Genomic DNA, 23568 nt, shown 5'->3' on the forward strand with positions numbered 1-23568 from the left:
CGCGCCGGCCTTCCCTGCGTTTCCCACTCAAGGCGTAATTGCCACCTTGAGCACCCCATCCCGTTGATGGGAAAAGAGATCGTAGGCCTCGACGATATCGTCAAGCTTGAAGCGATGGGTCACCATGGCCGTGAGGTCTACGCGACCGGAGTCGATGACCGCCATCAGGCGCCGCATCCGCTCCTTGCCGCCCGGGCATAGGGTCGTGACGATCTTGTGGTCGCCCAATCCGGCAGCGATCGCTTCCAGCGGCATGGTCAGCTTGCCGGAATAGACGCCCAGGCTGGAGAGGGTTCCGCCCGGCCGCAGTACCCGCAAACAGGACTCAAAAGTCTCTTGGGTGCCCAGCGCCTCAATGGCCACGTCCACACCTCGCCCCTCGGTCAAGGCCATGATGCTTTCTTGCGGATCGTCGCGGCGGAAGTTGATCACGTGATCCGCGCCCAGCTTGCGGGACACCTCCAGCCGCTCATCGACACCGTCGACGACGATGATGCGGGTCGCGCCCATCAGCTTGGCACCGGCGGTAGCACAGAGGCCTATCGGGCCCTGGGCGAAGATGGCTACCGTATCGCCGATACGGATATGACCACTCTCGGCGCCGCCGAAGCCGGTACTCATGATATCCGGACACATCAGGACCTGTTCGTCGCTGAGCCCCTCGGGCACCAGCGTCAGGTTGGCCATGGCATTGGGAATGCGCACGTATTCGGCCTGACAGCCATCGATCGTGTTGCCCATCTGCCAGCCACCCATGACCTTGCCGCCGCACTGACTCTTGTCGCCGCCCAGGCAGGGGTGGCACTGGCCGCAGGGTGTGATCGCCCCGGCGATAACCCGCTGCCCCACCTCATACCCGGTTACGGCCTCCCCGAGCGCCTCGATGATGCCGACCGGCTCGTGGCCCACGGTGAGGCCGGCCGCTACCGGATACTCGCCCTTCAGGATGTGCACATCGGTACCGCAGATGGTGGTCGTGGTGACCTTCAACAACGCATCCGTCGGTCCGATTTCCGGGATCGGCTTCTCCTGCAGTTCGATCCGTCCCGGTTCCACAAATACAGCTGCCCTCATCGTATTCATGACCTGTCCTCCAAACAGTGAATCGGCCGCCAACCATCCTGACCGTAGGGTGATTGCCAAACGCAACTATAACGTCGTTATGTCACGATACGCGGTCCGCAGATAGCACCCTTGATTGGGGTCAATGTTGCAGGAGAAAACAGGAAGGGCCTGCCACGCAGGCCCGTGGGTCGCTCAGAGGTTTTCGTAGCGGTTCACGTCAAAAACACCCGCTTCGGTAGGTTCCGTTTCCCGTACATAGGCCTGGAAATCGGCCATCAGTGTCCAGAACTCAGGGTGCGTCCGGCGAATTCCCCAACGAGCCGCCAAGGCATGCAAGTCATCCTGGGTATCGATGGCCCGGAATGCCGAGACGAACGGGTCGAGTTCCGCCAGCGGCACGTCAAAACTGAAGTTGGGATAGCTGCCCAGCGTGCCATTGAGCACCGTCACCGTGTCTTCGTCCCGCAGCAAGCGGCTGTCCTCGCCGAACATGAAAGCGACGTTGGAATGGGCGCGGTTGTGAACCAGCGTATAGACCCAGCGCTCATCACCGTCCGTCACTCGCAGGAAGGTCACTTCAGGCAGACGGGTAATCGCGGGGAGCGTGGCACCGGTTTCACGGGTCAGTGGGCGCAGGAGCGCTTCGGCCTGGCGCTGGCTATCGCTCAACCCCGGACGGTCACAGGTCGCACCACCGCATCGATTCAGGGTGTCTGGCGGACCGACCACCTTATCCGCCCGCTCCATCAGCAACGTCGCAAAGCGATGCATAACGACCGACTCGTCCTGGCGATCGTCCACCGACTCGTAGTCCATCGCCACTGAAGTGTCGGTATCGAGATCGGTATAGCTAATGGCGTCCTTGATCTTGCCCGAACCCTGGTACCAGTGGTCGTAGATGGCCTGGCGCGCGTCGGCCGGCACATAACGCAGGAAATTGTGCTCGGCACCGTTGCGGATCAGGTCGAAGTAAAGTCGGGTCTGAGCCTGGTGCGAGACGCTGCCGAAGACATTGAAGTTCACCACCAGCTCGTAATAGGTGCGTTCAAGCAGCGGGTAATCCATCACCCAGATGGTCCGCGGCACCTGGCCATGGAGCCCGCGACGCACCGACGCACTGTCGTGGTGGCGGAAGATTGTCAGCAGTGCGTCCCGGTTCCAGCCGTCGCCATCCCAGATTTCGTCCACCGTGGCGCCATCGGTTTTTCGCTTCGCGTAATGGCTCTGACGCAGCTTGAGGTAGTCGTTACGCTTGCCCTTGTAGTCGAACCACTCCGGCCCGAGGGCGAGAATATCGCTGTCCTGACCGGGCAGACCGAGCAGCGGCGTGACCTCGTCGCGGTAGGCAGCATCGTTGACATAGGCCTCCTGGTCCGGATCCTCGAACACCGTCCAGAACTGGTCGCGGATGACATCAGTGGCAATCTGACCACGGCACACCGGGCCACGGATAAAGTTACGGACGAAGTATTCGGCGTTGTCCAGCATGAACTGGTAGCGGGCTCTTGCTGGAATCGCGGCAAAAACCTCGAATGGGTTGGAGCGTTCGTCATAGCCGTAGCCCGGCCGTTCGCTGACTTTCCAGTCGGACTCCAGGAACAATGACTGGTAGCGCTCCATGCGTGCATCGCCAAGGGCATAGGTGATGTGCGTCTTCTCGACGATGGTGCGGGTGATGGGCTGCAATCGGTAATAGAACTGGCCTTCGGGGTCGTCGTTCGGGCGCACCGTGGCGACCGGCAAGATGCGTTCGCCCGGAGGCGTCCAGGACCGCACCAGTTCGTAGAAGTGGCTACCGTCGACATCGGGAAAATGAAGGTGCGCCGCAAACAGGTGCTCGAACAGGTAACGGGCGACCAGCTGCTCCCGCAGTCCGGACTGGTTGAAGAAGGATTCCCACCGCTCGACGGCAGCCCTTTCCGCGGCTCTGGGGGCATACGGCGCGGGTTCGGTTACCGCGCCCTCTGCAATCCAGGTGCTCAGCGTTTGATATTCCTGGTCTGTCAGCCCGGTGGTTGCGAAGGGCATCCCGCCATGGGGGTTGGCCTCCGCATAATCGGCGAAGCCGGAAAGCGTTGGACAGCTCTGGGCACGGCCAATACCTAACCTGACGTCCTCCGGCACCCGGCTGTTGGCGGGCAGCGGATGCCCACGCCCCAGTTCGATCATTTTGAACAGTACCGCCGTATCCCGCGCATCCAGAGCGCCAGCAGCTTCCCCATGCAGCACGGAGAAGAAGCCCTTCCCTCGCCAATCGGTCGCGTTGAGCGCATCGACGCCCAACCGCGTGGGCATCATGTCCTCCAGCCGGCTCCCGTCGTAGACCGGTAATGGCGAGGCGCCACGTTCGACACCCTCGGCACTGGTGAGTTTGAGTTGGCAGGGCGCGTCGTAGCAGCCATGGCAGGCGATGCACTTGGATTCGAAGATGGGCCGGATATCCTCCTGATAGCTATAGGTCTGGTTGATGGCAACCAGCGGCTGGGGATTGTCGTAGGTCGGAATCTGGCTACAGGCATAGATCAGGCCACTGAGGAGAACCAGCACGGCAACCTGTGTGGATCGACGACGTCGGTCGACTTGGGGCATCGGACATCCTTTTCAAATACGGTGGTCGCTATCGACCGAGGTACGGGGCGGATCGGGGCATAGAGCACGGTGTCGTTAATTCATCAGCCTTCCGAGACGCGGGGAATCGAACGAACAGCCAGACTAGATACGTGCCGCCAAAGCAAAGCGCTCATTATAGGGAGAAAATACGGCAAGCGGCTGTCAATCACATTACTGTGTGCTCCGACGGCCAGTGGCCAGCACCTGCAAACGGGTCTATGTTGTGGAGTCCAGCTCTGTCCTATCAAAACCAAAAAATCTCGGCAAATCCAAGAAAGCTCGGCGAGGGAGGCAACATGCGATACGAAGGGAGTTGTCACTGCGGCAATATAGCTTACGAAGTGGAAGGTGACATCGACAGCCTGATGGCCTGCAACTGCTCAATCTGCAGTCGGCGCGGCTACCTGCTCTGGTTCGTACCCCGGGAGGCAGTCAAGCTGAAGACACCGGAAAACAACATGAGCAGCTACACCTTCAACACCCACAAGATCCAGCATAACTTCTGTCCGACTTGCGGCTGCGCGCCTGTGGGATTTGGAGAGGATCCCCGCGGCAACGAGGTCGCTGCGATCAACGCCCGCTGCATTCCCGACCTCGACCTGGGCAGTCTGCAAATCAATCATTTCGACGGTCGCAGCGTCTGAGGTGACTTGGCAGCCGGCGGAGCAGATCGCCGGCCTGCCGCCCATCCTCGTTACAACGCCCATACCAAGGCCTCCGGACCCAGGACGTAACGCCGCCCTTGCTGGCGTCTGCAAGCCTCCAGCGGATATAGCGCCGTGATCCACTCCAGCTGAAGATGAGGTCGGTCCAGCATCGGGTAATACCACGGATGCTCGTCGGTCGGCGCCAGCCACTCAATATCCTCCGCAAAGTGACGGGTATCGAGGGCGACGGCTAGAGGCAGTTCCTCGGGGGTAAAATAGCGGGCGGCTACGGTTTCCACCGCCGCCCGCGTATTGAGGTGGATACGACCCGCCCGGCGGTCGTTCCTGCAGCGGCGAATACGGCCGGTTCGTTGCGCGTCACTCCACTCCCTGGCCGAAACCACGCGGTACAGAATATCTTGAGTCATTTCTCCTCCTTGGCTTGAACCTCAATGACGCTATAGATCGCCCATCTGTGACACGCCCGACTCACACTGCCTCGTCGTAAGGCGCAACGCTTCGCGCGCTGCGTGTCGCGGCGGCCCACCAACGCAAACGCTGGACCATTTTCCTTAGCGACGAGTCGGTGCGCCCCGCATCGATCAACTCGCCGCTGTCGTCGAACCGGCTCCAGATATCCGGCAGCGCTACAGAATCCCTCAGAGTCACGGTATGGAGTTCGGCGAAGACCTGGCGCAGTTGCTCGACCGCCCGTATACCGCCGGATATTCCGCCGTAGCTGACAAACCCCACCGGCTTGGTCTGCCACTCGTCGTAAGCCGAATCGATCAGTTCCTTGAGCGCGGCCGGAAAACTGTGGTTGTACTCCGGGGTGATCACGATGAAGCCGTCCATCCCGGCCAGCTGCTTCGACAGGTCCTTGGCGAACACCCCCTTGGGTCGTCCGCCACCGATACCGAACTGCACGGGATCTATGACCTGTACGGAGAGTTGTTCCATACCCTGCAGCGACCGAACCACCCAGGCAGTCACCCGGTCGCAAAGTCGCCCTTCCCGCACGCTGCCCATGATCACGCCGATACGTGTGCGCTCTCCCATAACATCCTCCTACCTTCGTTTGTGTTGGTGCCTGAAGCTGGAAGGAAGCTTAAAACCTCAAGTAAAGTTGAGGTCAAACAAAACCATCATCGGAGAAAACCATGGCGAACATAGACGCCAGCAATATCCAGAACCCGCTCACGGTGGGCGAAGTCAGCCGGCGCAGCGGCGTCGCCGTCTCAGCCATCCATTTCTATGAGCAGAAGGGGTTGATCAGCAGCTGGCGCAGCAACGGCAACCAGCGGCGCTTTCACCGGGACGTGCTGCGCCGGATCGCGGTAATCAAGGTGGCGCAGCGGCTGGGGATACCCCTTGCAAAAATCGCCGACGCCCTCGCTACGCTGCCCAAGGAACGCACGGTCACCGCCGAGGACTGGCAACGACTCTCTGCCCGCTGGCAGACAGAACTGGATGACCGTATCGCAAAGCTAACCCGCCTGCGTGATCACCTGGGCGAATGTATTGGCTGTGGCTGCCTTTCCATGGACGCCTGCAAACTACGCAATCCCTCGGATAACCTGGGAGATGAAGGCTCAGGCCCCAGACTGCTGGATCCGGACAGACAATGAAACGAACCAACGGATTGCGAACAATTGTCCCTTTGATTAAAAGATGATCACGCCCAAACTTCGCGGTATGCTAATGCACTGAAGTCTATGAACTTCAAAGCGGGAGTATCACCATGAAAACCTTGCGGATAGACATCGTCTCCGATGTTGCCTGTCCGTGGTGCGCTATTGGTTATGCGCGCCTGAAGCAGGCGATGGAAGAGGTCAACGACGAATTCAGCTTTACCCTCGACTGGCATGCGTTCGAGCTCAACCCGGATATGCCGCTGGCCGGCGAGCCTATCCTGGAGCATCTCAGCCGCAAGTATGGCCGTAGCGCCGCCGAAATGGAGTCGACCCAGGCCCAGATGATGGACATCGCCCATGGCCTCGGGCTCAACTTCGGCAAGCTGCAGGAACGCTATGCGCGCAACACCTTCGATGCCCACCGCCTGCTGAAGTGGGCGAAAACCCAGAACCGCCAGACCGAACTCAAGCTGGCCCTGTTCGAAGCCTATTTCGGCCGTGCGGAGAATGTTTCGGACGATGCGGTGCTGAGGCAATGCGTCGAGGCGATTGGACTGGAGGGCGACGCCGCCCAGCATGTGCTGGATTCCGATGATTACGCGGTCGCCGTCCGGGCCGACGAGGAACGCTACCAGCAAGCCGGCGTTACCGCAGTGCCCGCCTTTATCGTTAACCAGCGCTACCTGATCTCCGGTGCCCAGGAGCCTCATACGCTGGTAAAGGCGTTCCGGGAAATTGCCGAGGACCGGATCGAGACGTCGCCGGTTTGATGGCAAAAAACAAGTGGATGGCGAGATTACGCGGGCAGGGTTGGCAACATTAAAACCGGCAAAGCCGTTGTAGGTCGGGTTACGCTCTGCTAACCCGACCTACGCAACTACAAAACCGGTGCTCTCCCTACGCCGGCGCCGACACCCGCTGCTCCCCTCGCAACTTAACCACGTCGGCCCGGGGCGGTGCGCCGAACAAGCGGCTGTACTCGCGGCTGAAGTGGGACGGGCTCTCATAGCCCACCCGGTAACTGGCGGTAGCCGCCTCAAGCCCCTCCGCCAGCATCAAACGCCTTGCCTCGAGTAGCCGCAACTTCTTCTGGAACTGCAGCGGCGACATGCGGGTCACTTGCTTGAATGTGTGGAACAAGGCGGACTCGCTCATGTTCACTTCTTCCGCCAGGTCCTTCACCCGCAGACTTTCCGTGTAACGATCCTTGAGTACCGCAATCACCCGGGAAACCCGATGGACTGATGAATCCGCCACGGCAAACTTGCGCATGCGCGGGCCCATCTCGCCTATCAGGGCGCGGTAGATGATCTCGCGCCGGGCCAACGGCGCCAGTATCGAGATATCGTCAGGGGTCTCAAGCAGACTCGTCAGACGACTGACCGCATCCAGCATACCCTTGTCCATCTGCGCCAGGCAGAGGCCGCAGGCACTTTCCGGACAGGCTTCCGCCTCCGGGTCGAACTTGAGCTGGCTACCCATCTCCAGCACCAGGTTACTGACTTCCTGAGGGTCGACCGTGATCTTCATGGCCAGGTAAGGCATGTCTGGCGATGCTGTCACGATGCGCCCCATCACCGGAATATGAACCGACGACACCAGATAGGAAAGCGGACCATACATCAACTCACGGTCGCCAAAGTTCACTGTCTTATGGCCCTGTACGACGAAGATCAGGGACGGGTCGTATACACCGGACACACAGCTGGTGGGCGAGTCGGAACGGAAGATTTCCAGGCCTGGCACCGCCGTGCCCTGGATTTTCTGGTCTTCGGACCAACGCTGCAGGGTCTGGGCCAGCCGCAGGCGGACGGCTTCCAGACTCTTGTCTGGTGTTGCCCGGTCGTACATATCGAAGCTGAGGTCTCTCACAAGCACGGTCTCTCTCCTGCCTTTGCGGCCGACAAAACGGACTCCAGTATACGCATGGACAAAAAACCGTCAGCGCTGGCTTATTAAATTTAGCAGGAATAGGCAAGCACGTGACAGGAACGGGCAAATCATCAACGGTTGTGCATTTATTCAGTGCTCTTTTTAATCCCGCAACCGCCATGCACCACATTGAACCCACCTTTTGAGATTATCCGGCGAAACGTCTCTAACACGCCTCACTGTCACACCTGTGCAATATTGTTCAGCGTTTTATGGCGTTATCGTTTTTTCCTTCCAAACGACGTTCCAAGGCGGAGCTACGCAGTCCTGGGCCGAACAGCCAAGTGCGCGCGCCAACCAAAACTTCGAACTTGTGGAGAAATGGGCAATCTCTTCGCAGAAACCGGTTACCGCAGATCAGGCACGCGCCCTTACATTAGCCTCACGTCTTCGACGGAAATCATCCACACCATACCCACCGCCTGATTGGCTCATGCATCCAGGGGCAGGCGTGGAGACTTTCGTCTGTGCGACCGTGCAGCACCCCCCTGCATGGACTCCCAGTGCCAACCACGACGATTCGATTAACCGCTCGCGAGGAGAACGCGATTCATGGACTTGTTTCTGAAAAAACACGCGCTTGTGAGAACCCGAACACCCTATCTATCCCTGGTCCTTTCAATGCTGCTGGTCGTTGGTCTGGCAGGCTGCGATGTCCACAGCGAGGAGGCAGCGGCTCCGCCGCCACCGCCAGCGGTCGATGTCGCTCGGGTCAAACCTGAGCCGGTGACCCTCTGGGATGGCTTTACCGGTCGCGTTGTCGCACCGGAATCCGTGGAGCTGCGCCCGCGGGTCAGCGGCTACATCGACAAGGTGGCCTTCGAGGAAGGTGAGCTGGTGAAGCAGGGTGACCTGCTATTCCAGATCGACGCCCGGCCCTACCAGGCGGCGGCGAACGCGGCCAAAGCCGAGCTCAGCCGCGCCCGCAGCCAGTATGCTCTGGCCCGGAGCGAGGCCCGCCGCGCCAAGCAGTTACTGGATAGCCGGGCGATTTCCCAGGAGGAATACGACCAGCGTGAATCGGCGATGGCCACCGCGCAGTCTGCCGTATTGGCCGCTGAAGCCGCGCTGGACAGCGCCGAGCTAAACCTGGAATACACCGAGATCCGTTCACCGATAAACGGCCGCGTGAGCCGGGCCTTCGTCACCCGGGGCAACCTCGCCTCGAGCGACCAGACCCTGCTGACTCGCGTGGTTTCGGTGGATCCGGTCTACGTCTATTTCGAAAGCGACGAGCAGACCGCCACCGAAGCCTTGAACCGTCTGGGTGACGACCAGCTACCGTCAGTGAAGGTCAGCCTCGCCGGTGAGGATGGCTTCGGCCATGAAGCCCTGGTGGATTTTGTGGACAACCAGTTGGACGCCAGCACCGGCACCCTGCAGTACCGCGCGGTCATGGCGAACCCTGAAGGCATCATTCGCCCGGGCCAGTTCGCCCGGGTTCAGATGCCGGTGGCCGAACTGGACCAGGCACTACTGGTAGACCAGCAAGCGGTGCTCACTGACCAGGACCGTCGATACGTCTACGTGTTGGAGGACGACAATAAGGTCAATCGCCGCTATATCGAACCCGGTGAGCGGTCCAACGGCCTGCTCGTGGTTCACGAGGGCCTCAAGGCCGACGACCGCATCGTGGTCAACGGTTTGCAGAAGATCCTGATGCCTGGCATGCAGGTCGCGCCGGAACTGGTCGCCATGCGCCCCAGCGAACGCGAACAACCCCAGGTCGCCAGCACGCACTAGCGCGTCACCAGGCAACAGGCAGTCCCCAAGCATTCCAAATTGATTAAATCCTATCTGGCGCGGTCCCCGGGACCGCGCCCCGGGAGAGTTATGTCATGAACTTCTCGAAATTCTTCGTCGACAGGCCGATCTTCGCCTCGGTCCTGTCCATCATCATCTTCGTGGTGGGGCTGATCAGCATTCCCGGTTTGCCGGTCAGCGAATACCCGGAGGTGGTGCCGCCCAGCGTTCAGGTCACTGCCCGTTACCCGGGCGCCAACCCGAAAACCATCTCTGAAACCGTCGCCACTCCGTTGGAGGAATCCATCAACGGCGTGGAAGACATGATCTACATGAAATCCGTGGCCGGCAGTGACGGCACCCTGGCGCTGACCGTAACGTTCAAGCTGGGTACCGATCCGGACCGTGCCCAGGTGCAGGTCCAGAACCGCGTCACCCAAGCCCTGCCCCGCCTGCCAGAAGACGTACGGCGCCAGGGTGTGACGACGCAGAAGCAGTCGCCCAACCTGATGATGGCGGTGCACTTGCTGTCGCCGGACAACACCTTCGACGCCACCTACATTCGCAACTACGGCGTACTGCATATCCGCGACGAATTGGCGCGTATACCCGGCGTGGGCCAGGCCGGCCTGTTCGGCGCCGGCGACTATGCCATGCGTCTGTGGGTCGATCCGCAGCGTGCAGCGTCCTATGGTCTGACGGCGGGTGATGTGGCCAATGCCATCCGCGAACAGAACATCCAGGTCTCCGCCGGTCAGATCGGCGCCCAGCCGATGCCGGAAGCCAACGACTTCCTGATTTCCATCAATGCGCAAGGCCGCCTGGAAAGCGCCGAGGAATTCGAGAACATCGTCATCAAGACCGGCCAGGACGGACGCGTCGTCCGGCTGCGGGACATCGGCCGCGCCGAACTGGCCTCCTCGGAAGACTCCCTGCGTGCCCTGCTTAACGGGAAGCAGGCGGTAGCGCTGCCGATCTTCCAGTCACCGGGCTCGAACGCGCTGGAGGTCTCCGCCGCCGTTCGCGCGAAAATGGCCGAACTGGACGACAACTTCCCGGAAGGGCTGGAATGGGAAGTGGCCTACGACCCCACGGTTTTCGTCAGCACCTCGATCAAGGCCGTGATCACCACGCTGCTGGAAGCGGTGGCATTGGTGGTACTCGTGGTCATCCTGTTCCTGCAGACCTGGCGCGCGTCACTGATCCCGCTGCTCGCGGTGCCGGTCTCCATCGTCGGAACCTTCGCGATCCTGTCGCTGCTGGGATTCTCCATCAATACCCTGACCCTGTTCGGCATGGTGCTCGCAATCGGGATCGTGGTGGATGACGCCATCGTGGTCGTGGAAAACGTCGAGCGCAATATCGAGGAAGGCCTTGCGCCGCTCAAGGCGGCCCACCAGGCGATGCGCGAGGTCAGCGGACCGATCGTGGCCATCAGCCTGGTACTCTGCGCGGTGTTCGTACCCATGGCGTTCCTGGACGGCATTACCGGCCAGTTCTATCGCCAGTTCGCGGTATCCATCGCCATCGCCACGGTGATCTCGGCCATCAACTCGCTGACCCTGTCGCCGGCGCTGGCAGCTGCGCTATTGAAGCCCCATGACGCCAAACCAGACCTGCCTGCACGCGTTATCGACAAGCTGTTTGGCTGGCTGTTCCGTCCGTTCAACCGTTTCTTCAACCGTAACGCCGAGCGCTACCAGGGCTTCGTGCACCGCAGTCTCCGTACCCGCGGACTGGTGTTTGGCATCTATGTGCTATTGCTGGGCGGCACGGTGTACATGTTCAACCAGGTACCGGGCGGCTTTATCCCGACCCAGGACAAGACCTACCTGGTGGGCAGCATCCGCCTGCCGGAAGGTGCGTCCCTGGATCGCACGGAAGAGGTTGCACGTAAGGTCAGCGAGGTGGCGCTGGGCACCGAAGGTGTCTCACACGCCGCCGCTTTCGTTGGCTTCAACGCCCTGCAGGGCACCAATACGCCGAACATCGGCACCGTGTTCATCCTGTTCGACGACTTCGACGTGCGGGAAAAAACCGCCCTGGAAATCGCCGGAGAGATCAACGGCAAACTGGCCGGCATCAAGGAAGGCTTTGCAGTGACCTTCATGCCGCCGCCGATCTTCGGTCTGGGCGCGGGCTCGGGCTACTCGATGTACGTGCAGGATCGCGCGGGTGCCGGCTATGGCGTCCTGCAGAACGCCACCAACCAGTTGGCGGGCGCGCTGAGCCAGGAGCCGGGGCTGAGCTATCCGTTCAGCTCTTACCAGGCCAATGTTCCACAACTTGACGCGGAAGTGGATCGCCGCCAGGCCAAAGCCCAGGGCGTTCGACTGGACGACCTGTTCGGCACCCTGCAGTTCTATTTCGGTTCGCTCTACATCAACGACTTCAACCTGTTCGGCCGCACCTATCGGGTGGTTGCCCAGGCGGATGCGCCCTACCGGGATGACGTGAATGACCTCGAACACCTGTTCGTCAGCAACGACCAGGGCGAGATGGTGCCGTTGAGCACCATGGTCCGGCTCAAGCGCAGCTTCGGCCCGGACCCGGTTATCCGTTACAACGGCTACCCGGCGGCGGACCTGGTAGGCCAGTCCGATCCGACCGTGTTGTCCTCCGGAGAGGCGTTGGACGCGGTGGCCCGCGTCGCCGAGCAAGTGCTGCCCCGGGGCATGGACATCCAGTGGACGGACCTGAGCTACCAGCAGATTACCCAAGGCAATGCCGCGATGATCGTGTTCCCGCTGGCACTGCTACTGGTCTTCCTGGTGCTTGCCGCCCTGTATGAAAGCTGGGTACTGCCGCTGGCGGTCATCCTGATCGTGCCGATGTGTCTGCTCGCTGCGCTGTTCGGCGTCTGGCTCACTGGCGGTGACAACAACGTGTTCGTCCAGGTCGGACTTGTCGTGCTGATGGGATTGGCCTGCAAGAACGCGATCCTGATCGTGGAATTTGCGCGGGAGAAGGAAATGGAAGGCATGGATACCGTCCGCGCCGCTCTCGAAGCCTGCCGGCTGCGTTTGCGCCCGATCATCATGACCTCCGTCGCCTTCATCGCCGGTGTCGTACCTCTGGTGCTGGCGTCCGGCGCTGGCAGCGAAGTACGTAACGCCATGGGCATTACCGTCTTCACCGGGATGATTGGCGTCACCCTGTTCGGCCTTTTGCTGACACCGGTGTTCTACGTCGCCCTCCGCACGCTGGTGCAGCGCGGAAAGTCGGTATCCGCTCAGCCCCGGTTGGAAGAATCTGCTGGAGAAAGCCATGCATAGAGTCAGTCTACTGCTCGCCGTTGTCCTGCTGGCGGGCTGTGCCGTAGGTCCGGATTACGAGCACCCGGCCGTCGATGCGCCGGACCAGTTCACGGAAGTCCATAGCGGGCTTCCTTTCGACCGGGCCCAGGAGGCCCGGTTCTGGAGCGGTTTCGATGATCCGATCCTGGCGGACCTCATAGATCAGGTCCTCTCTGCCAACCAGGATCTGAAAGTGGCCGTCGCGCGCTACGAGCGGGCCGATGCCCTGCTCCGGGGTAGTCGCCGTGAGCAGTTGCCCACCGTTGGCGCCAGCGCATCGGCGGCCTCGCAACACCTGGCCGCCGCCGAGCGTTCCTCAATAGACGGCGACGACGACATTGAACTGTACGAGGTCAATGCGAATGCCAGTTGGGAGCTGGACCTTTTCGGCCGCCTGCGTCGCGCGTCTGAGGCCCAGGCCGCCCGGTTCGAAGCTGCGGGCGCTGAACTCGATGCACTGCAGGTCGCCCTGGTGGGTCAGGTGGCCAGCAGTTACTTCGAGTTGCGCGGTCTGCAACAACAACTGGACGTTGCCCAGCAGAATGTCCAGATTCAGCGGGATTCCCTGGGTATCGTGGAGGCCCGCCTGGAAGCGGGGCGCAGCACCAACTTCGATGTCATGCGTGCGCGTTCGCAACTGGAGAGTACCCGGGCGGCCATCCCGGAACTGCAGGCGGAGATACGCACCCGCATGCACCGGATCGCTGTGCTGACCGGACAGGCACCGGGGAGTCTCATCGATGCGCTTTCCCCGCTTTAGCCTGGATGCCCTGATCGGTTCCGTCGCGCTCGACAGCAGCGACCTGTTCACGAGCTCCTCGGAGTCACGTCGTGTTGCGCTGGGTATCGACTGGACCTTCCTCAACTTTGGCCGTGTCCGTGCCCGTATCGACGCCCGGGATGCCGAAGCCAGTGCCGCACTGGCGCAGTATGAGCAGGTCATACTCGAAGCGCTGGAAGAAACGGAAAACCTGCTCGTGCGCTACCACCGCTTCCAGGACCGTACGGCGCTCCTGAAGGAGGCGTCACAAGCGGCTCGTAACGCCGCCGAACTGGCCCGCACCCGGTATGAACGCGGCTACATCGGTTACTTCGAAGTATTGGATGCGGAGCAGGAATTACTGGATACGGAAAACGCGCTTGAGAGGAGCCGTACCTCCACGGTCCTGTCCATGGTCAATCTCTACCGGTCATTGGCGGGTGCGCCCCTGGAACCGGAGAGCACGGCGAGCGTCCAATAACGCCATTACCCGGGCGAATCAACCGGACCGGGTTCGGTTGATTCGTCACCAAAAGCGCCTACTATAAATGGAGCCTCACGCTCTCAAGGAGGAGCCCGCATGTCGTCTTTCCATCTCGCCCAACTCAACATCGCCCACCTTTCCGCCCCGATCGACTCACCTCAACTCACTGACTTCGTGGACAACCTGGACCGCATCAACGCCCTGGCCGACAGTGCGCCCGGCTTTATCTGGCGCCTGCAGACGGAAGAGGGTGACGCCACCAGCATCGACTACTTCGGCCCCGAGGTGATCGCCAACATGTCGGTCTGGGAGGACGTGGATTCCCTGCATCACTATGTCTACCGCACGGCACATACTGAGGTGCTGCGACGCAAGAAAGAGTGGTTCGAAAAGATGCGCGAGTCGCACATGGTGTTGTGGTGGATTCCGGCAGGGCACCTGCCCACGTTGCTCGAGGCTGATGCCCGTCTGCGTTACCTGCGTAAGTACGGTCCCTCCCCGGACGCCTTTACCTTCAAGCAGGCCTATCCGGCGCCAGGCGACCAGAATGCCGTCATCACCCAGAGCTTCGACGAAGCTTGCCCCGCATCATAGATAAGCATGTCCAGCCCTGACGAAACGCCCTAGAATCAACACTTCGCCCGTGCATCTAAACGCCGGGCGCAGTTTCTCATTTCCGTTTCGTCTTCGGGTAATTCTATGCCAGCTGCATTAACTGCCATCCTGTTGTTGCTCTGCAGCAACGTATTCATGACGTTCGCCTGGTATGCCCACCTCAAGGAACTCAACAACAAGCCCTGGATTATCGCCGCGCTCGTGAGTTGGGGTATTGCGCTACTGGAGTACCTGTTCCAGGTGCCCGCCAACCGGATCGGGTACACTACCCTGAGCCTCGGTCAGCTCAAGGTGCTGCAGGAGGTGATCACCCTGTCGGTGTTCGTCCCCTTCTCGGTGCTGTACATGAAAGAGCCGCTGAAGCTGGACTACCTCTGGGCAGGCCTGTGCCTGGTCGGCGCGGTGTTTTTCATGTTCAGGAGCAAGCTCGCCTAGCCGGGCGCGAGAGGAAGCGAGTCCAGGAGTCACCCATGTACATTCCCAAGCACTTCGCCCAGTCCGACACCAATGCCATGCAGCAGCTGATTCGCGACCCCGGCTTCGGCACCCTGGTCACGGTGGAAAAAGGCGTGCCCCAGGCTAACCACATGCCGTTCTTTCTCGACGACAAGGGCCGCCTACAATGCCATGTGGCCCGCGGCAATCCGGTGTGGCAACAGATCGGCAACGCGCCGGATGTGCTGGTGATCTTCCAGGGGCCCGACGCCTATATCTCCCCTAGCTGGTACGCCACCAAGAAGGAAACCGGCAAGGCCGTGCCCACCTGGAACTACCAGGTCGTCCATGCCCACGGCCGCGCCTCGGCAATCGAGGATCCTGTCTGGTTGCGCCAGCATCTGGAAAACCTGACTCATCAGAACGAACACCGCCGGGCCGATGCCTGGACGGTCGCCGATGCCCCTGCGGACTATATCGAGAAAATGATCGGCGCCATCGTCGGCCTCGACATCACCATCCAGCGCCTGGAGGGCAAGCTCAAGGCCAGCCAGAACCAGCCGGAAGCCAACCGCCTTGGCGTCAAGACGGGCCTCGATGCAGAGGGTACAGACTCAGCCCGGGCCATGGGCCGCTACGTTCCTTAGCTTGGGCGGTTACAGGTAATGCCCGCATATCTTCACCGTTTGTTCACACCGTCGACACATTCCAGTGCGACCGTATCCCTCAACCAAAGAATCTACAAACGAGCTCGCAGCCAGGACGTCGTGAGCCATTGATGAGAGAGGGAGTTCACATGGGACTGAGTGTCTGGCAAATCGTTCTCGTGGTTATCCTGTTCCTGCTCCTGTTCGGCCGCGGCAAGATTCCCGCCCTGATGTCGGATCTGGCGCAAGGCATCAAGAGCTTCAAGACCGGCATGCGTGACGAGCCGGAAAAAGATGAAGCCCGCACCCTGAAACCTGAAGTCACCGATACGGCCGAGCCTGCTGCGCAAAGCCGCACCACATCCTGATCGAGTGAGGCTTCGGCCATGTTTGACCTGAGCTGGGTAGAACTCCTGTTCTGCGGTGCCTTGGCGTTGATCGTGATCGGTCCCAAGGATATGCCGCAACTCTTTCGCGCCGGTGGACGCCTGCTGAGTAAGGGGCGTCGCCTCTACAGCGATGTGGTCGGCAGCATGCACCAGCTTGAGCGCGAGGTGGATATTGCCTCGGGCAAGGGCCCTGAGCACGAGAACTGGCGCAACCTGATCCCCGAAGACCTGCGCAACCTGCCGGCGGATTTTCGGCCAGGCAGCCTGACCGCAGAAGACCATCAACGCCGCCGCGAGGCAATCGAGCAGGCCCGGCGCGATGCCGAGGCCGCCCGCCAGGCGGAAGCCGAACGGCAGGCGCAGATCGAGGCAGGCAGCAGCGCCAACCCAACGCCGACAGACAAGCGGTAACCCGCCATGAGCCATGACGATCTGGATCTCTCCAAGGCCCCGTTGTTGACCCACCTGCTGGAACTCCGTACGCGACTGCTCTACTGCCTGGCGTTCTTTGCTGTCGTGTTCGGGATCTCCTATCTCTTCGCGGAACACATCTACAGCTTCCTGCAGCAGCCGCTGCTGCAGATCTTCGGCGCGGAAAGCGGCCGGCGCATGATCTACACCGGGCTGCACGAGGCCTTCTTCACCTACCTCAAGCTGTCCTTCTTCATGGCCATGTTCGTGACCCTGCCACTGGCGTTGATCCAGGTCTGGAAGTTCATTGCTCCGGGGCTGTACCAGCGCGAGCAGAAGGCACTTTCTCCGCTGTTTATCATGACACCGGTGCTGTTCGTGATGGGCGCGTCGCTGGCGTTCTACGTGGTGATGCCGCTGGCGTGGGACTTCTTTATCAGCTTCGAACGACCTAACGTGGAACAGGGCATCAGCGTGGAACTGGAAGCACGGGTGAGTGAATACCTGGGATTGGTGATCAAGCTGATCCTGGCGTTCGGGCTGAGTTTCGAATTGCCGGTATTGCTGCTGGTGATGGCCAAGGGCGGTCTCGTAACCGCCGAATCGCTACGCAAGCATCGGCGCCACGCGATTGTCGTGACCTTCCTGGTCGCAGCCCTGATCACGCCACCGGACCTGATATCGCAGATCGCCCTGGGGCTGCCGATCGTGCTGTTGTACGAGCTGTCGATCCTGCTGATTCGCTGGACGCGGTCGGACGAAGAATCGGTGGAGCGGGCGGCGGCCAGTCAGGTTTAGTGTGTTGTCGGGATTATCACGAAATATTCACCCAACCGTAAAAACCCTTACCTCCGAGTGTCACAGGACCCTTGCAAGGTGTTGGGACGGCTCAAAGGACGTACCCGGCGGCAGACCGGGAGATGAGTCTACAACCTCAAAGAACCCCAAAAGCAAGGAGCTTCCTGATGACTCACCTGTTCAAGCCTGAATTCGAGGGCGATAAGGAAATCCAGCCGGTCTTCAACCGTCGTGACTTCATGAAAGGCAGTTCGGCCGTTGCAGCCAGCACCGCCTTTGCGGCTATGGCAAGCCAGGCCAACGCGGCCAGCCTCCCTTACACCGATAACTATGGCCCGCTGTCACTCAAGGCCGACAAGGCAACCGGCCTGGAACTGCTCGCCCTGCCGGAAGGCTTCGAATATACGACCTACGGCTGGACCGGCATGATCCAGACCGACGGGCTGCCCACCCCGACCGACCACGACGGCATGGCTGTCGTGGCCGCCAAGAACAACATCATCGCCCTGGTGCGCAACCACGAAAACTCCGAAGGCGAAGGTGCCCCGTGCCTGCCGCGTGGCAATCGTGGTGTCTACAACCCGGCCCAGTACGGCGGCACCACTAACCTGATGTTCGACATTATGGAAGGCAAGTTCCTGTCGTCCTACAACAGCCTGGGCGGCACCATCCGCAACTGTGCTGGCGGCGCCACGCCGTGGGGCACCTGGCTGTCCTGCGAAGAAACGTTCCATCCGTGGAACAACGGCCACCAGGGCTACAACCATGGCTACGTCTTCGAAGTGCCGGCCTTCGGTTTCTCAGATGGCGAAGCGATCCGCGAGATGGGCCGTTTCTCCCATGAAGCGGTGGCTGTCGATCCGGCCACCGGCATCGTCTACGAGACTGAAGATGCGGGCTCTTCCGCCTTCTATAAATTCGTTCCGGAAGGCAAATGGGGTGACCTGAAATCCGGCGGCAAGCTCTACGCCATGGTGCTGGACAACACTACCCGCCTTGACCTGCGCGGCGGCCTTACTGCCGGCACCACCTGGGACGTCACCTGGCAGGAAATCGGTGATCCGGATGCGATGAGCCAGTCCTGCTTCGACCAGGCGACCGATGCGGCCATCGTCGAACGCGGCGAGGGCTGCTGGTACGACGACGGCAAGATCTACTTCGTATCCACATCCGGTGGTGCAGCCAGCCTGGGCCAGATCTTCGTCTACGACCCGCGCAAGGAAACCTGCACCCTGCTGTTCGAATCCACCTCCGACAGCCAAGTCGACGGCCCGGACAATATCGCCATCAGTCCCCGTGGCTCCATCCTGATGTGCGAGGACGGGGGCTCCAATCCCAAGCGTCTGGTCGGTCTGACCCAAGCAGGCATCACCTTCCCCTTCGCGGAAAACCGCATCGCACTGGACCAGGGTGACCTGAGCACCATCGACGCCGCGTTCCCGGGCGCCCGTGAGTTCTTCTGGGACGAAGTGGGGCCATCCATGGATGGCTCCTCTCGCAGAAGCTTCACCGGCGTGGAATGGTGCGGCGCCACCTTCTATGGCCGCTGGCTGTTCGTGAACATCCAGTCGCCGGGAGTCACCTTCGCGATCACCGGACCATGGGAGAAAGGTGCGCTCTAAGCACACCTACTGTTCACGGCCGCCCACAGGGACGTGGGCACCCCAACTAACAAAAACCGACGCCTTAACGATCCTGGATGCGGTCACCTCGGCAGACCGGCATTCGACCTCATAATGACGAAACAAGGAGATATGGAAATGCGTTCACTGATTCAATCTGCGGGCCTGGCGCTACTCGTCCTCATGCCTTTCGCTGCCAATGCCGGCATCATGGAACTGCCTGTTGACGGTCAGGTCACCGACACCGTCGACAGCAGCAATGCGTGGCTGACGGAAGACACCTTCTCAAGCAACAACGTCGACTTCTGGACCTTCGAAGTTAGCGAACCGACAACATTGTCCATCTCCATCGAGTCGGACATCGCGTTCGGCATCAGCGTCTTCATGGGCCAGGTCGCGGACGAATTTGCCACGATGTTCTTCAGCAACAGCGGCGACTTCACCGACGGCTCCCTGACCTATATCGGTGGTACAGAGGCCGTTCCGGGCGGCAACAGCATGCTGTCCAACCTGTTCCTCGGATCTGCCGGATTCTTCACCATCGCTGTCGGCGGTGCAGAGGGCCTCGACCTGCCGGGTTCGTTCCAGTACACCATGGACGTCGTGACCGCCGCAGCCGTGCCCGAACCCTCCACCCTGGCCCTGATGCTGGCCGGGGGTCTTGCCCTCGTCGCCCGCCGCGCCAAAAGCAACGCCTGACCCGCCACGCGGCAGCCCGGTCCCACCCACATCCGTACCGGGCTGTCCCTCCTTGCCGTCCGCCGGTCCCCCAGCCGGGCGGGCGGCCTTTCTCCGGCTCAATCTGCCAGCGCCAGGGAATGGAACTTGCTTCGATCCAGGTAACTCCTGACCTTACGAGGCATGCCAATGGACGAGACTCCGCTGGCCGATGCAGTGCTGAACCCCTGGTTCACCGTTCTGGGTATCACGTTTGGTGCACTGGTGGTGATGCTGGTTGCCAAGCGCCTCATCCTGGGGCGCTTGCTTCGATTGACCGACCGGAGTCGTTACCAGTTCGACTCCCTGTTCATTAGCGCCCTGCCCTGGCCCCTCACTTTCCTGATACTGCTGTTCAGCCTGATCCTGCTCAAGACCCTGAGTGTGCACTACGAATTGGCGCTGCCCTACCTGGCGACCTATTCCGGAATCGCTGAATACATCCTCGTCATCGCTGCCGTGGTGGTTTTCGTCGACCGTCTCTGTGCTGGTGCCATCACCCAGTATTCTGAGCACTCGGAAGCGCTACGCAGCAGCCGCACGATCCTGAAGGGAGTTTCCAGGGGTATTATCTGGGGCCTCGGTTTGCTGGTACTGCTGGGCACGTTGGGTATTTCCATTACACCGATCATCGCTTCCCTGGGTATTACGTCCCTCGCGGTCGCACTGGCCTTGCAGCCGACGCTGGAGAACTTCTTTTCGGGCGTCCAGCTGGTGATGGACAAACCCATCCGGGTGGGCGATTTCATCGAACTGGATTCCGGCGAACAAGGCTTTGTCGAGAAGATCGGCTGGCGCTCTACCTGGATACGCATGCTGCCGAACAACATGGTCATCATGCCCAATAGCGCGCTGTCGCAGTCGAAAATCATCAATTACTACTATCCACAGAAGGAGCTCTCGGTGCCGGTCGAGGTGGGTGTTCACTATGACTCGGACCTCGACCACGTGGAGCGGGTGGCACTGGAAGTCGCCCGGGAAGTGCTGCGCACTCATGAGTGGGGTGTGCCTGAGTACAACACCTTCGTGCTATTCCACACCTTCGACAACTCCAGCATCAACTTTACCGTCATGTTGCGCGCGAAGGAGTACTTCAATCGTTTCTGGGTGAAGTCGGCGTTCATGAAGCTGCTGCACAAACGCTTCGCCGAGGAAGGTATCACCATTCCCTACCCCATTCGGGCGATCAACCTGGATCAGGAGCAGGTCCGGGAGGCTTTCGAGAGCCGGAATAGCGAAGAGAAACGGCAACCGCCCCGCGGTCCCGAAAGTATCAGGACCGACGAGGCCTCTTGAGGTAGTCAGAGAACCTTCTGGAAGCCCTCGAATTGCGGCGGCCCCAGGTAGATGTCCTTGGCCGGCTTGGCATTGGCGTGAGCCTTACGGAAGGCTTCGGACTTGGTCCAGTTCACGAACGCCTCCTCGGATTCCCAGACACTGTGGGAAGAGAACAGCGTGTGGTCGTCGTAACTTGGCCCCTGCAGCAGGTTGAAGCTCTTGAAGCCGGGCACCTCATTCAGGTGGGTCTCCCGATTGCGCCAGATCTCGATAAAGTCTTCTTCCTTGCCCGGCGCGATCCGGAACCGGTTCATGGCGATATACATGGTCTGACTCCTTTCTGGGAATGTACATGAGCGGTCACTATAACAGTCTGCTTGCCGGGGCCCCACGCCGAATCCAACCGCACATGACTTAACGCAAACGTCATGGATAGACAGGCCATACTGCTGCTTTTTTGTTCGAAAAGTTGCGAAGTCATCAAATACGGGTGATTAGCGGCCTGACTCCGTGTATGGTCATGCGTTCATTTTTTTCTGGCTGACGAGTAGTCCATGTCCGAGCTGATCCTGCACCAGTACGCCATGTCCCCGTTTTCCGAGAAAATCCGCGCCATGCTGGGTTATACAGGCCAGAGCTGGAGAGCGGTCACGGTACGCGAGATGCCGCCGCGCCCCAACCTGGTACCGCTGGCCGACGGTTATCGCAAGATCCCGGTCGCCCAGATCGGTGCCGACATCTTCTGCGATACCCGCACCATCAGCCGGGAAATCGCCCGCATGACCGGCAAGCCCGAGCTGGCACTGGAGAATAATTCGCAGGAGGTGCAGGACTTTGTCCGGCAGGTCGACCTCGAAATTTTCCTGGCCTGCATCGTAGCTTCCGGCGGAGGCGGCCTGCTAATCAAGCTGATCCGCAATACCTCGCTTATCGATGCCTATAAGTTCCTGAAAGACCGGATCGAGATGGCCAAAAAATCCCGGGTCAAATCCATGAGCCCGAAGCAGGCCAAAGCTCGTGTCGCCGAGCACGTATCAGATCTGGAAAGACGACTTGACCAAGACTTCCTGTTTGGCGACCGCCCCTGCATCGCCGACTTCTCCACATATCACGGGCTCTGGTTCGTCTGCGATGTCGCGGAAAAGGATGTGCTTGGCAATGCGCCGAGAGTACGCGCATGGATGGACCGTATCAGGCGTTTTGGTCACGGCACTGTCGAGCAGATCAGCGCGGAAGAGGCCCTGGAAATCGCCCATGCCCGCTTACCCCGACCATTACCCTCGTCCAGGGCCAACGACGCCATCGGTCAGACGGTTCGGATTGCGCCTGACGATTATGGCCGCATCCCGGTGAAAGGAACGTTGGTCGCCGACGACGGCGAGAGCTGGGTCGTCGCGCACGAACACCCCCGCGTTGGCACGGTCAACATTCACGTGCCGCAGCAGGGGTTCAGTCTCAAGTAACAGGCGGCCCGATTACCAAGCAACGGCGTCGTTCGAACCGCGCTTGATAATCGGGGTCTCGTTCTCCCAGACCGCCAACCCACTCTGCAGGTCCGTCAGCGTAAGCTGGAAGTAATACTCCACCTGCTGCTCGTCCTCGACCTTGTGATTGCGCTGGATGATCTTGCCTGAAAGGCTCAGGTCCGGCGCCTGCAGGGTGCCTTTCTGCTGCACGCCGGACTGGTCGAATTCCTCGTTGTTACGCAGCTCGCGGATCTGTTCGTTCATCTGGTCTTCGGCGCCATCGACGCCGACGGCAGTGGTCGTGACCACCTTGCCGGAGCGCAGCAGGGACACGCGGATTTTCTTGGTGAGTTGGTCGGTGTCGATGCGCTGCATGGTGTCGTTGACCACGCGGCTGACCACCATGACGTAGCGATCGCCCGACGGGTTGGCTACGGCGCCGCTGGAAAGGAGGTCCTGGACGGCGACATCAGCGGCACGCTCGAAATCCCGGTAGTCCAGCGTCATGGTGACAGGGCCCGTATCCGCGGCGGGATCGACGTAGCGAGTCGGTGTGGCGCAGGCCGTCAACAGCAACGATACGGCGGTTATGACGATCAGCTTCTTCATGGTTCACGATCCTCACGCAAATGCAGCTGGTAACTTACGGCACGTTCGTGGGGTGCCGTTGCGGTAAAGAAACGGGTCTGGTTCTGCAACACACGCGCTGTCCGGTAACCCTCGCCGACACCGGGCACGACCATGCCGTCGTCGTCGAACCAGGTCACCGCCCATTCCATCTCGGTATCCTGGTAGGCCTGGACCGAGAACTGGATACGCAGCAGTGTACTGTCGTCAGCGAGCTTGATTCGCTGGGAAAGCAGATCTTCCACCACCAGGAACTGGCGGATCTCGGGGTCGACCTTGAGGTCGTCCCGGGGCACGTAGTCCCGCTTGGGCTGGACCGGGGCGCAGGCGGCAATCAGCGTGCTCGCCAGCGCCAGTGTCAGCATGAAAATCCTCTTACGCATAATAAGCTC

General features: G+C 60.6%; 25 protein-coding genes. 17 read left to right on the forward strand and 8 right to left on the reverse strand.

What is annotated here, in order from left to right; translation table 11 throughout:
- Positions 1 to 27: 27 nt before the first annotated feature.
- Positions 28 to 1083: an NAD(P)-dependent alcohol dehydrogenase gene (locus tag RE428_RS18790; RefSeq protein WP_004580641.1), complete on the reverse strand. Its 1056-nt coding sequence runs from the start codon at positions 1081 to 1083 to the stop codon at positions 28 to 30.
- A 174-nt stretch (positions 1084 to 1257) separates the two neighbouring features.
- Positions 1258 to 3654 carry a fatty acid cis/trans isomerase gene (locus RE428_RS18795; protein WP_004580640.1) on the reverse strand — a complete coding sequence of 799 codons (2397 nt, stop codon included), beginning with the start codon at positions 3652 to 3654 and terminating at the stop codon, positions 1258 to 1260.
- A gap of 317 nt (positions 3655 to 3971) precedes the next feature.
- Here RE428_RS18795 and RE428_RS18800 point away from each other — a divergent pair, with 317 nt between their 5' ends.
- Positions 3972 to 4319, forward strand: a complete 348-nt coding sequence (locus RE428_RS18800; protein WP_004580639.1) for a GFA family protein — start codon at positions 3972 to 3974, stop codon at positions 4317 to 4319.
- A 50-nt stretch (positions 4320 to 4369) separates the two neighbouring features.
- Here RE428_RS18800 and RE428_RS18805 read toward each other — a convergent pair whose 3' ends face one another.
- Together RE428_RS18805 and RE428_RS18810 are read right to left on the reverse strand one after the other, a co-directional pair.
- Positions 4370 to 4750, reverse strand: a complete 381-nt coding sequence (locus tag RE428_RS18805) for a DUF952 domain-containing protein (RefSeq protein ID WP_004580638.1) — start codon at positions 4748 to 4750, stop codon at positions 4370 to 4372.
- Between the two features lie 61 nt (positions 4751 to 4811).
- Positions 4812 to 5381: an NADPH-dependent FMN reductase gene (locus tag RE428_RS18810; protein WP_004580637.1), complete on the reverse strand. Its 570-nt coding sequence runs from the start codon at positions 5379 to 5381 to the stop codon at positions 4812 to 4814.
- Positions 5382 to 5482: 101 nt separating this feature from the next.
- Between RE428_RS18810 and soxR the strand changes: the two genes are divergently transcribed.
- A complete protein-coding gene (gene soxR / locus RE428_RS18815) occupies positions 5483 to 5950 on the forward strand; it encodes a redox-sensitive transcriptional activator SoxR (protein WP_004580636.1) in 468 nt (155 codons plus the stop codon).
- 113 nt (positions 5951 to 6063) lie between these two features.
- Positions 6064 to 6726: a DsbA family oxidoreductase gene (locus RE428_RS18820; protein WP_004580635.1), complete on the forward strand. Its 663-nt coding sequence runs from the start codon at positions 6064 to 6066 to the stop codon at positions 6724 to 6726.
- A 127-nt stretch (positions 6727 to 6853) separates the two neighbouring features.
- On the opposite strand, the gene RE428_RS18825 is transcribed toward RE428_RS18820, so the two are convergent.
- Positions 6854 to 7834, reverse strand: a complete 981-nt coding sequence (locus RE428_RS18825; protein ID WP_004580634.1) for an AraC family transcriptional regulator — start codon at positions 7832 to 7834, stop codon at positions 6854 to 6856.
- 606 nt (positions 7835 to 8440) lie between these two features.
- Here RE428_RS18825 and RE428_RS18830 point away from each other — a divergent pair.
- From RE428_RS18830 to RE428_RS18890, 13 genes are all read left to right on the forward strand, one after another.
- Positions 8441 to 9631, forward strand: coding sequence for an efflux RND transporter periplasmic adaptor subunit (locus RE428_RS18830; RefSeq protein ID WP_004580633.1), 1191 nt, complete (start codon positions 8441 to 8443; stop codon positions 9629 to 9631).
- A 95-nt stretch (positions 9632 to 9726) separates the two neighbouring features.
- Positions 9727 to 12906, forward strand: coding sequence for an efflux RND transporter permease subunit (locus RE428_RS18835; protein ID WP_004580632.1), 3180 nt, complete (start codon positions 9727 to 9729; stop codon positions 12904 to 12906).
- Complete coding sequence (locus tag RE428_RS18840) at positions 12899 to 13687, forward strand: TolC family protein (protein WP_205624599.1); 789 nt, start codon at positions 12899 to 12901, stop codon at positions 13685 to 13687. The genes RE428_RS18835 and RE428_RS18840 overlap by 8 nt, the downstream gene beginning before the upstream one ends.
- Positions 13668 to 14168, forward strand: coding sequence for a TolC family protein (locus tag RE428_RS18845; protein ID WP_205624598.1), 501 nt, complete (start codon positions 13668 to 13670; stop codon positions 14166 to 14168). Before RE428_RS18840 ends, RE428_RS18845 begins: the two co-directional genes overlap by 20 nt.
- 99 nt (positions 14169 to 14267) lie before the next feature.
- Positions 14268 to 14765: a DUF3291 domain-containing protein gene (locus RE428_RS18850; protein ID WP_004580631.1), complete on the forward strand. Its 498-nt coding sequence runs from the start codon at positions 14268 to 14270 to the stop codon at positions 14763 to 14765.
- 105 nt (positions 14766 to 14870) lie between these two features.
- On the forward strand, positions 14871 to 15221 hold the full coding sequence (locus RE428_RS18855) for a DMT family protein (RefSeq protein WP_004580630.1): 351 nt from the start codon (positions 14871 to 14873) through the stop codon (positions 15219 to 15221).
- A gap of 35 nt (positions 15222 to 15256) precedes the next feature.
- On the forward strand, positions 15257 to 15868 hold the full coding sequence (locus tag RE428_RS18860; RefSeq protein ID WP_004580629.1) for an FMN-binding negative transcriptional regulator: 612 nt from the start codon (positions 15257 to 15259) through the stop codon (positions 15866 to 15868).
- 149 nt (positions 15869 to 16017) lie between these two features.
- Positions 16018 to 16236, forward strand: coding sequence for a twin-arginine translocase TatA/TatE family subunit (gene tatA, locus RE428_RS18865; RefSeq protein WP_004580628.1), 219 nt, complete (start codon positions 16018 to 16020; stop codon positions 16234 to 16236).
- A gap of 18 nt (positions 16237 to 16254) precedes the next feature.
- Positions 16255 to 16668, forward strand: coding sequence for a Sec-independent protein translocase subunit TatA/TatB (locus RE428_RS18870; RefSeq protein ID WP_004580627.1), 414 nt, complete (start codon positions 16255 to 16257; stop codon positions 16666 to 16668).
- Positions 16669 to 16674: 6 nt separating this feature from the next.
- A complete protein-coding gene (gene tatC, locus RE428_RS18875) occupies positions 16675 to 17466 on the forward strand; it encodes a twin-arginine translocase subunit TatC (RefSeq protein WP_004580626.1) in 792 nt (263 codons plus the stop codon).
- A 167-nt stretch (positions 17467 to 17633) separates the two neighbouring features.
- The gene (locus tag RE428_RS18880; RefSeq protein ID WP_004580625.1) at positions 17634 to 19088 is read left to right on the forward strand and encodes an alkaline phosphatase PhoX; all 1455 of its coding nucleotides are present in this window, start codon (positions 17634 to 17636) and stop codon (positions 19086 to 19088) included.
- 138 nt (positions 19089 to 19226) lie between these two features.
- On the forward strand, positions 19227 to 19787 hold the full coding sequence (locus RE428_RS18885) for a PEP-CTERM sorting domain-containing protein (protein ID WP_004580624.1): 561 nt from the start codon (positions 19227 to 19229) through the stop codon (positions 19785 to 19787).
- A gap of 168 nt (positions 19788 to 19955) precedes the next feature.
- Positions 19956 to 21101: a mechanosensitive ion channel family protein gene (locus RE428_RS18890; RefSeq protein ID WP_004580623.1), complete on the forward strand. Its 1146-nt coding sequence runs from the start codon at positions 19956 to 19958 to the stop codon at positions 21099 to 21101.
- A 5-nt stretch (positions 21102 to 21106) separates the two neighbouring features.
- Here RE428_RS18890 and hmuQ read toward each other — a convergent pair whose 3' ends face one another.
- On the reverse strand, positions 21107 to 21409 hold the full coding sequence (hmuQ, locus tag RE428_RS18895) for a heme-degrading protein HmuQ (protein ID WP_004580622.1): 303 nt from the start codon (positions 21407 to 21409) through the stop codon (positions 21107 to 21109).
- A 228-nt stretch (positions 21410 to 21637) separates the two neighbouring features.
- Between hmuQ and RE428_RS18900 the strand changes: the two genes are divergently transcribed.
- On the forward strand, positions 21638 to 22546 hold the full coding sequence (locus tag RE428_RS18900) for a glutathione S-transferase family protein (RefSeq protein ID WP_004580621.1): 909 nt from the start codon (positions 21638 to 21640) through the stop codon (positions 22544 to 22546).
- A gap of 12 nt (positions 22547 to 22558) precedes the next feature.
- Here RE428_RS18900 and lpoB read toward each other — a convergent pair whose 3' ends face one another.
- The gene (gene lpoB / locus RE428_RS18905; protein ID WP_004580620.1) at positions 22559 to 23158 is read right to left on the reverse strand and encodes a penicillin-binding protein activator LpoB; all 600 of its coding nucleotides are present in this window, start codon (positions 23156 to 23158) and stop codon (positions 22559 to 22561) included.
- On the reverse strand, positions 23155 to 23559 hold the full coding sequence (locus RE428_RS18910) for a DUF1425 domain-containing protein (RefSeq protein WP_004580619.1): 405 nt from the start codon (positions 23557 to 23559) through the stop codon (positions 23155 to 23157). The genes lpoB and RE428_RS18910 overlap by 4 nt, the downstream gene beginning before the upstream one ends.
- Positions 23560 to 23568: the final 9 nt, after the last annotated feature.

This window comes from Marinobacter nanhaiticus D15-8W (assembly GCF_036511935.1).
In the GTDB taxonomy this organism is placed as follows: domain Bacteria; phylum Pseudomonadota; class Gammaproteobacteria; order Pseudomonadales; family Oleiphilaceae; genus Marinobacter_A; species Marinobacter_A nanhaiticus.

Bases quoted from the DNA above. Each gene is read 5' to 3' on its own strand.
- RE428_RS18835 (WP_004580632.1), top strand. From the start codon at position 9,727: ATGAACTTCTCGAAATTCTTCGTCGACAGGCCGATCTTCGCCTCGGTC.
- RE428_RS18910 (WP_004580619.1), bottom strand. From the start codon at position 23,559: ATGCGTAAGAGGATTTTCATGCTGACACTGGCGCTGGCGAGCACGCTG.
- hmuQ (WP_004580622.1), bottom strand. From the start codon at position 21,409: ATGTATATCGCCATGAACCGGTTCCGGATCGCGCCGGGCAAGGAAGAA.
- RE428_RS18870 (WP_004580627.1), top strand. From the start codon at position 16,255: ATGTTTGACCTGAGCTGGGTAGAACTCCTGTTCTGCGGTGCCTTGGCG.
- RE428_RS18855 (WP_004580630.1), top strand. From the start codon at position 14,871: ATGCCAGCTGCATTAACTGCCATCCTGTTGTTGCTCTGCAGCAACGTA.
- lpoB (WP_004580620.1), bottom strand. From the start codon at position 23,158: ATGAAGAAGCTGATCGTCATAACCGCCGTATCGTTGCTGTTGACGGCC.
- RE428_RS18900 (WP_004580621.1), top strand. From the start codon at position 21,638: ATGTCCGAGCTGATCCTGCACCAGTACGCCATGTCCCCGTTTTCCGAG.
- RE428_RS18860 (WP_004580629.1), top strand. From the start codon at position 15,257: ATGTACATTCCCAAGCACTTCGCCCAGTCCGACACCAATGCCATGCAG.
- RE428_RS18840 (WP_205624599.1), top strand. From the start codon at position 12,899: ATGCATAGAGTCAGTCTACTGCTCGCCGTTGTCCTGCTGGCGGGCTGT.
- RE428_RS18885 (WP_004580624.1), top strand. From the start codon at position 19,227: ATGCGTTCACTGATTCAATCTGCGGGCCTGGCGCTACTCGTCCTCATG.
- RE428_RS18805 (WP_004580638.1), bottom strand. From the start codon at position 4,750: ATGACTCAAGATATTCTGTACCGCGTGGTTTCGGCCAGGGAGTGGAGT.
- RE428_RS18880 (WP_004580625.1), top strand. From the start codon at position 17,634: ATGACTCACCTGTTCAAGCCTGAATTCGAGGGCGATAAGGAAATCCAG.
- RE428_RS18820 (WP_004580635.1), top strand. From the start codon at position 6,064: ATGAAAACCTTGCGGATAGACATCGTCTCCGATGTTGCCTGTCCGTGG.
- tatA (WP_004580628.1), top strand. From the start codon at position 16,018: ATGGGACTGAGTGTCTGGCAAATCGTTCTCGTGGTTATCCTGTTCCTG.
- soxR (WP_004580636.1), top strand. From the start codon at position 5,483: ATGGCGAACATAGACGCCAGCAATATCCAGAACCCGCTCACGGTGGGC.
- RE428_RS18810 (WP_004580637.1), bottom strand. From the start codon at position 5,381: ATGGGAGAGCGCACACGTATCGGCGTGATCATGGGCAGCGTGCGGGAA.
- RE428_RS18795 (WP_004580640.1), bottom strand. From the start codon at position 3,654: ATGCCCCAAGTCGACCGACGTCGTCGATCCACACAGGTTGCCGTGCTG.
- tatC (WP_004580626.1), top strand. From the start codon at position 16,675: ATGAGCCATGACGATCTGGATCTCTCCAAGGCCCCGTTGTTGACCCAC.
- RE428_RS18830 (WP_004580633.1), top strand. From the start codon at position 8,441: ATGGACTTGTTTCTGAAAAAACACGCGCTTGTGAGAACCCGAACACCC.
- RE428_RS18800 (WP_004580639.1), top strand. From the start codon at position 3,972: ATGCGATACGAAGGGAGTTGTCACTGCGGCAATATAGCTTACGAAGTG.
- RE428_RS18790 (WP_004580641.1), bottom strand. From the start codon at position 1,083: ATGAATACGATGAGGGCAGCTGTATTTGTGGAACCGGGACGGATCGAA.
- RE428_RS18850 (WP_004580631.1), top strand. From the start codon at position 14,268: ATGTCGTCTTTCCATCTCGCCCAACTCAACATCGCCCACCTTTCCGCC.
- RE428_RS18845 (WP_205624598.1), top strand. From the start codon at position 13,668: ATGCGCTTTCCCCGCTTTAGCCTGGATGCCCTGATCGGTTCCGTCGCG.
- RE428_RS18890 (WP_004580623.1), top strand. From the start codon at position 19,956: ATGGACGAGACTCCGCTGGCCGATGCAGTGCTGAACCCCTGGTTCACC.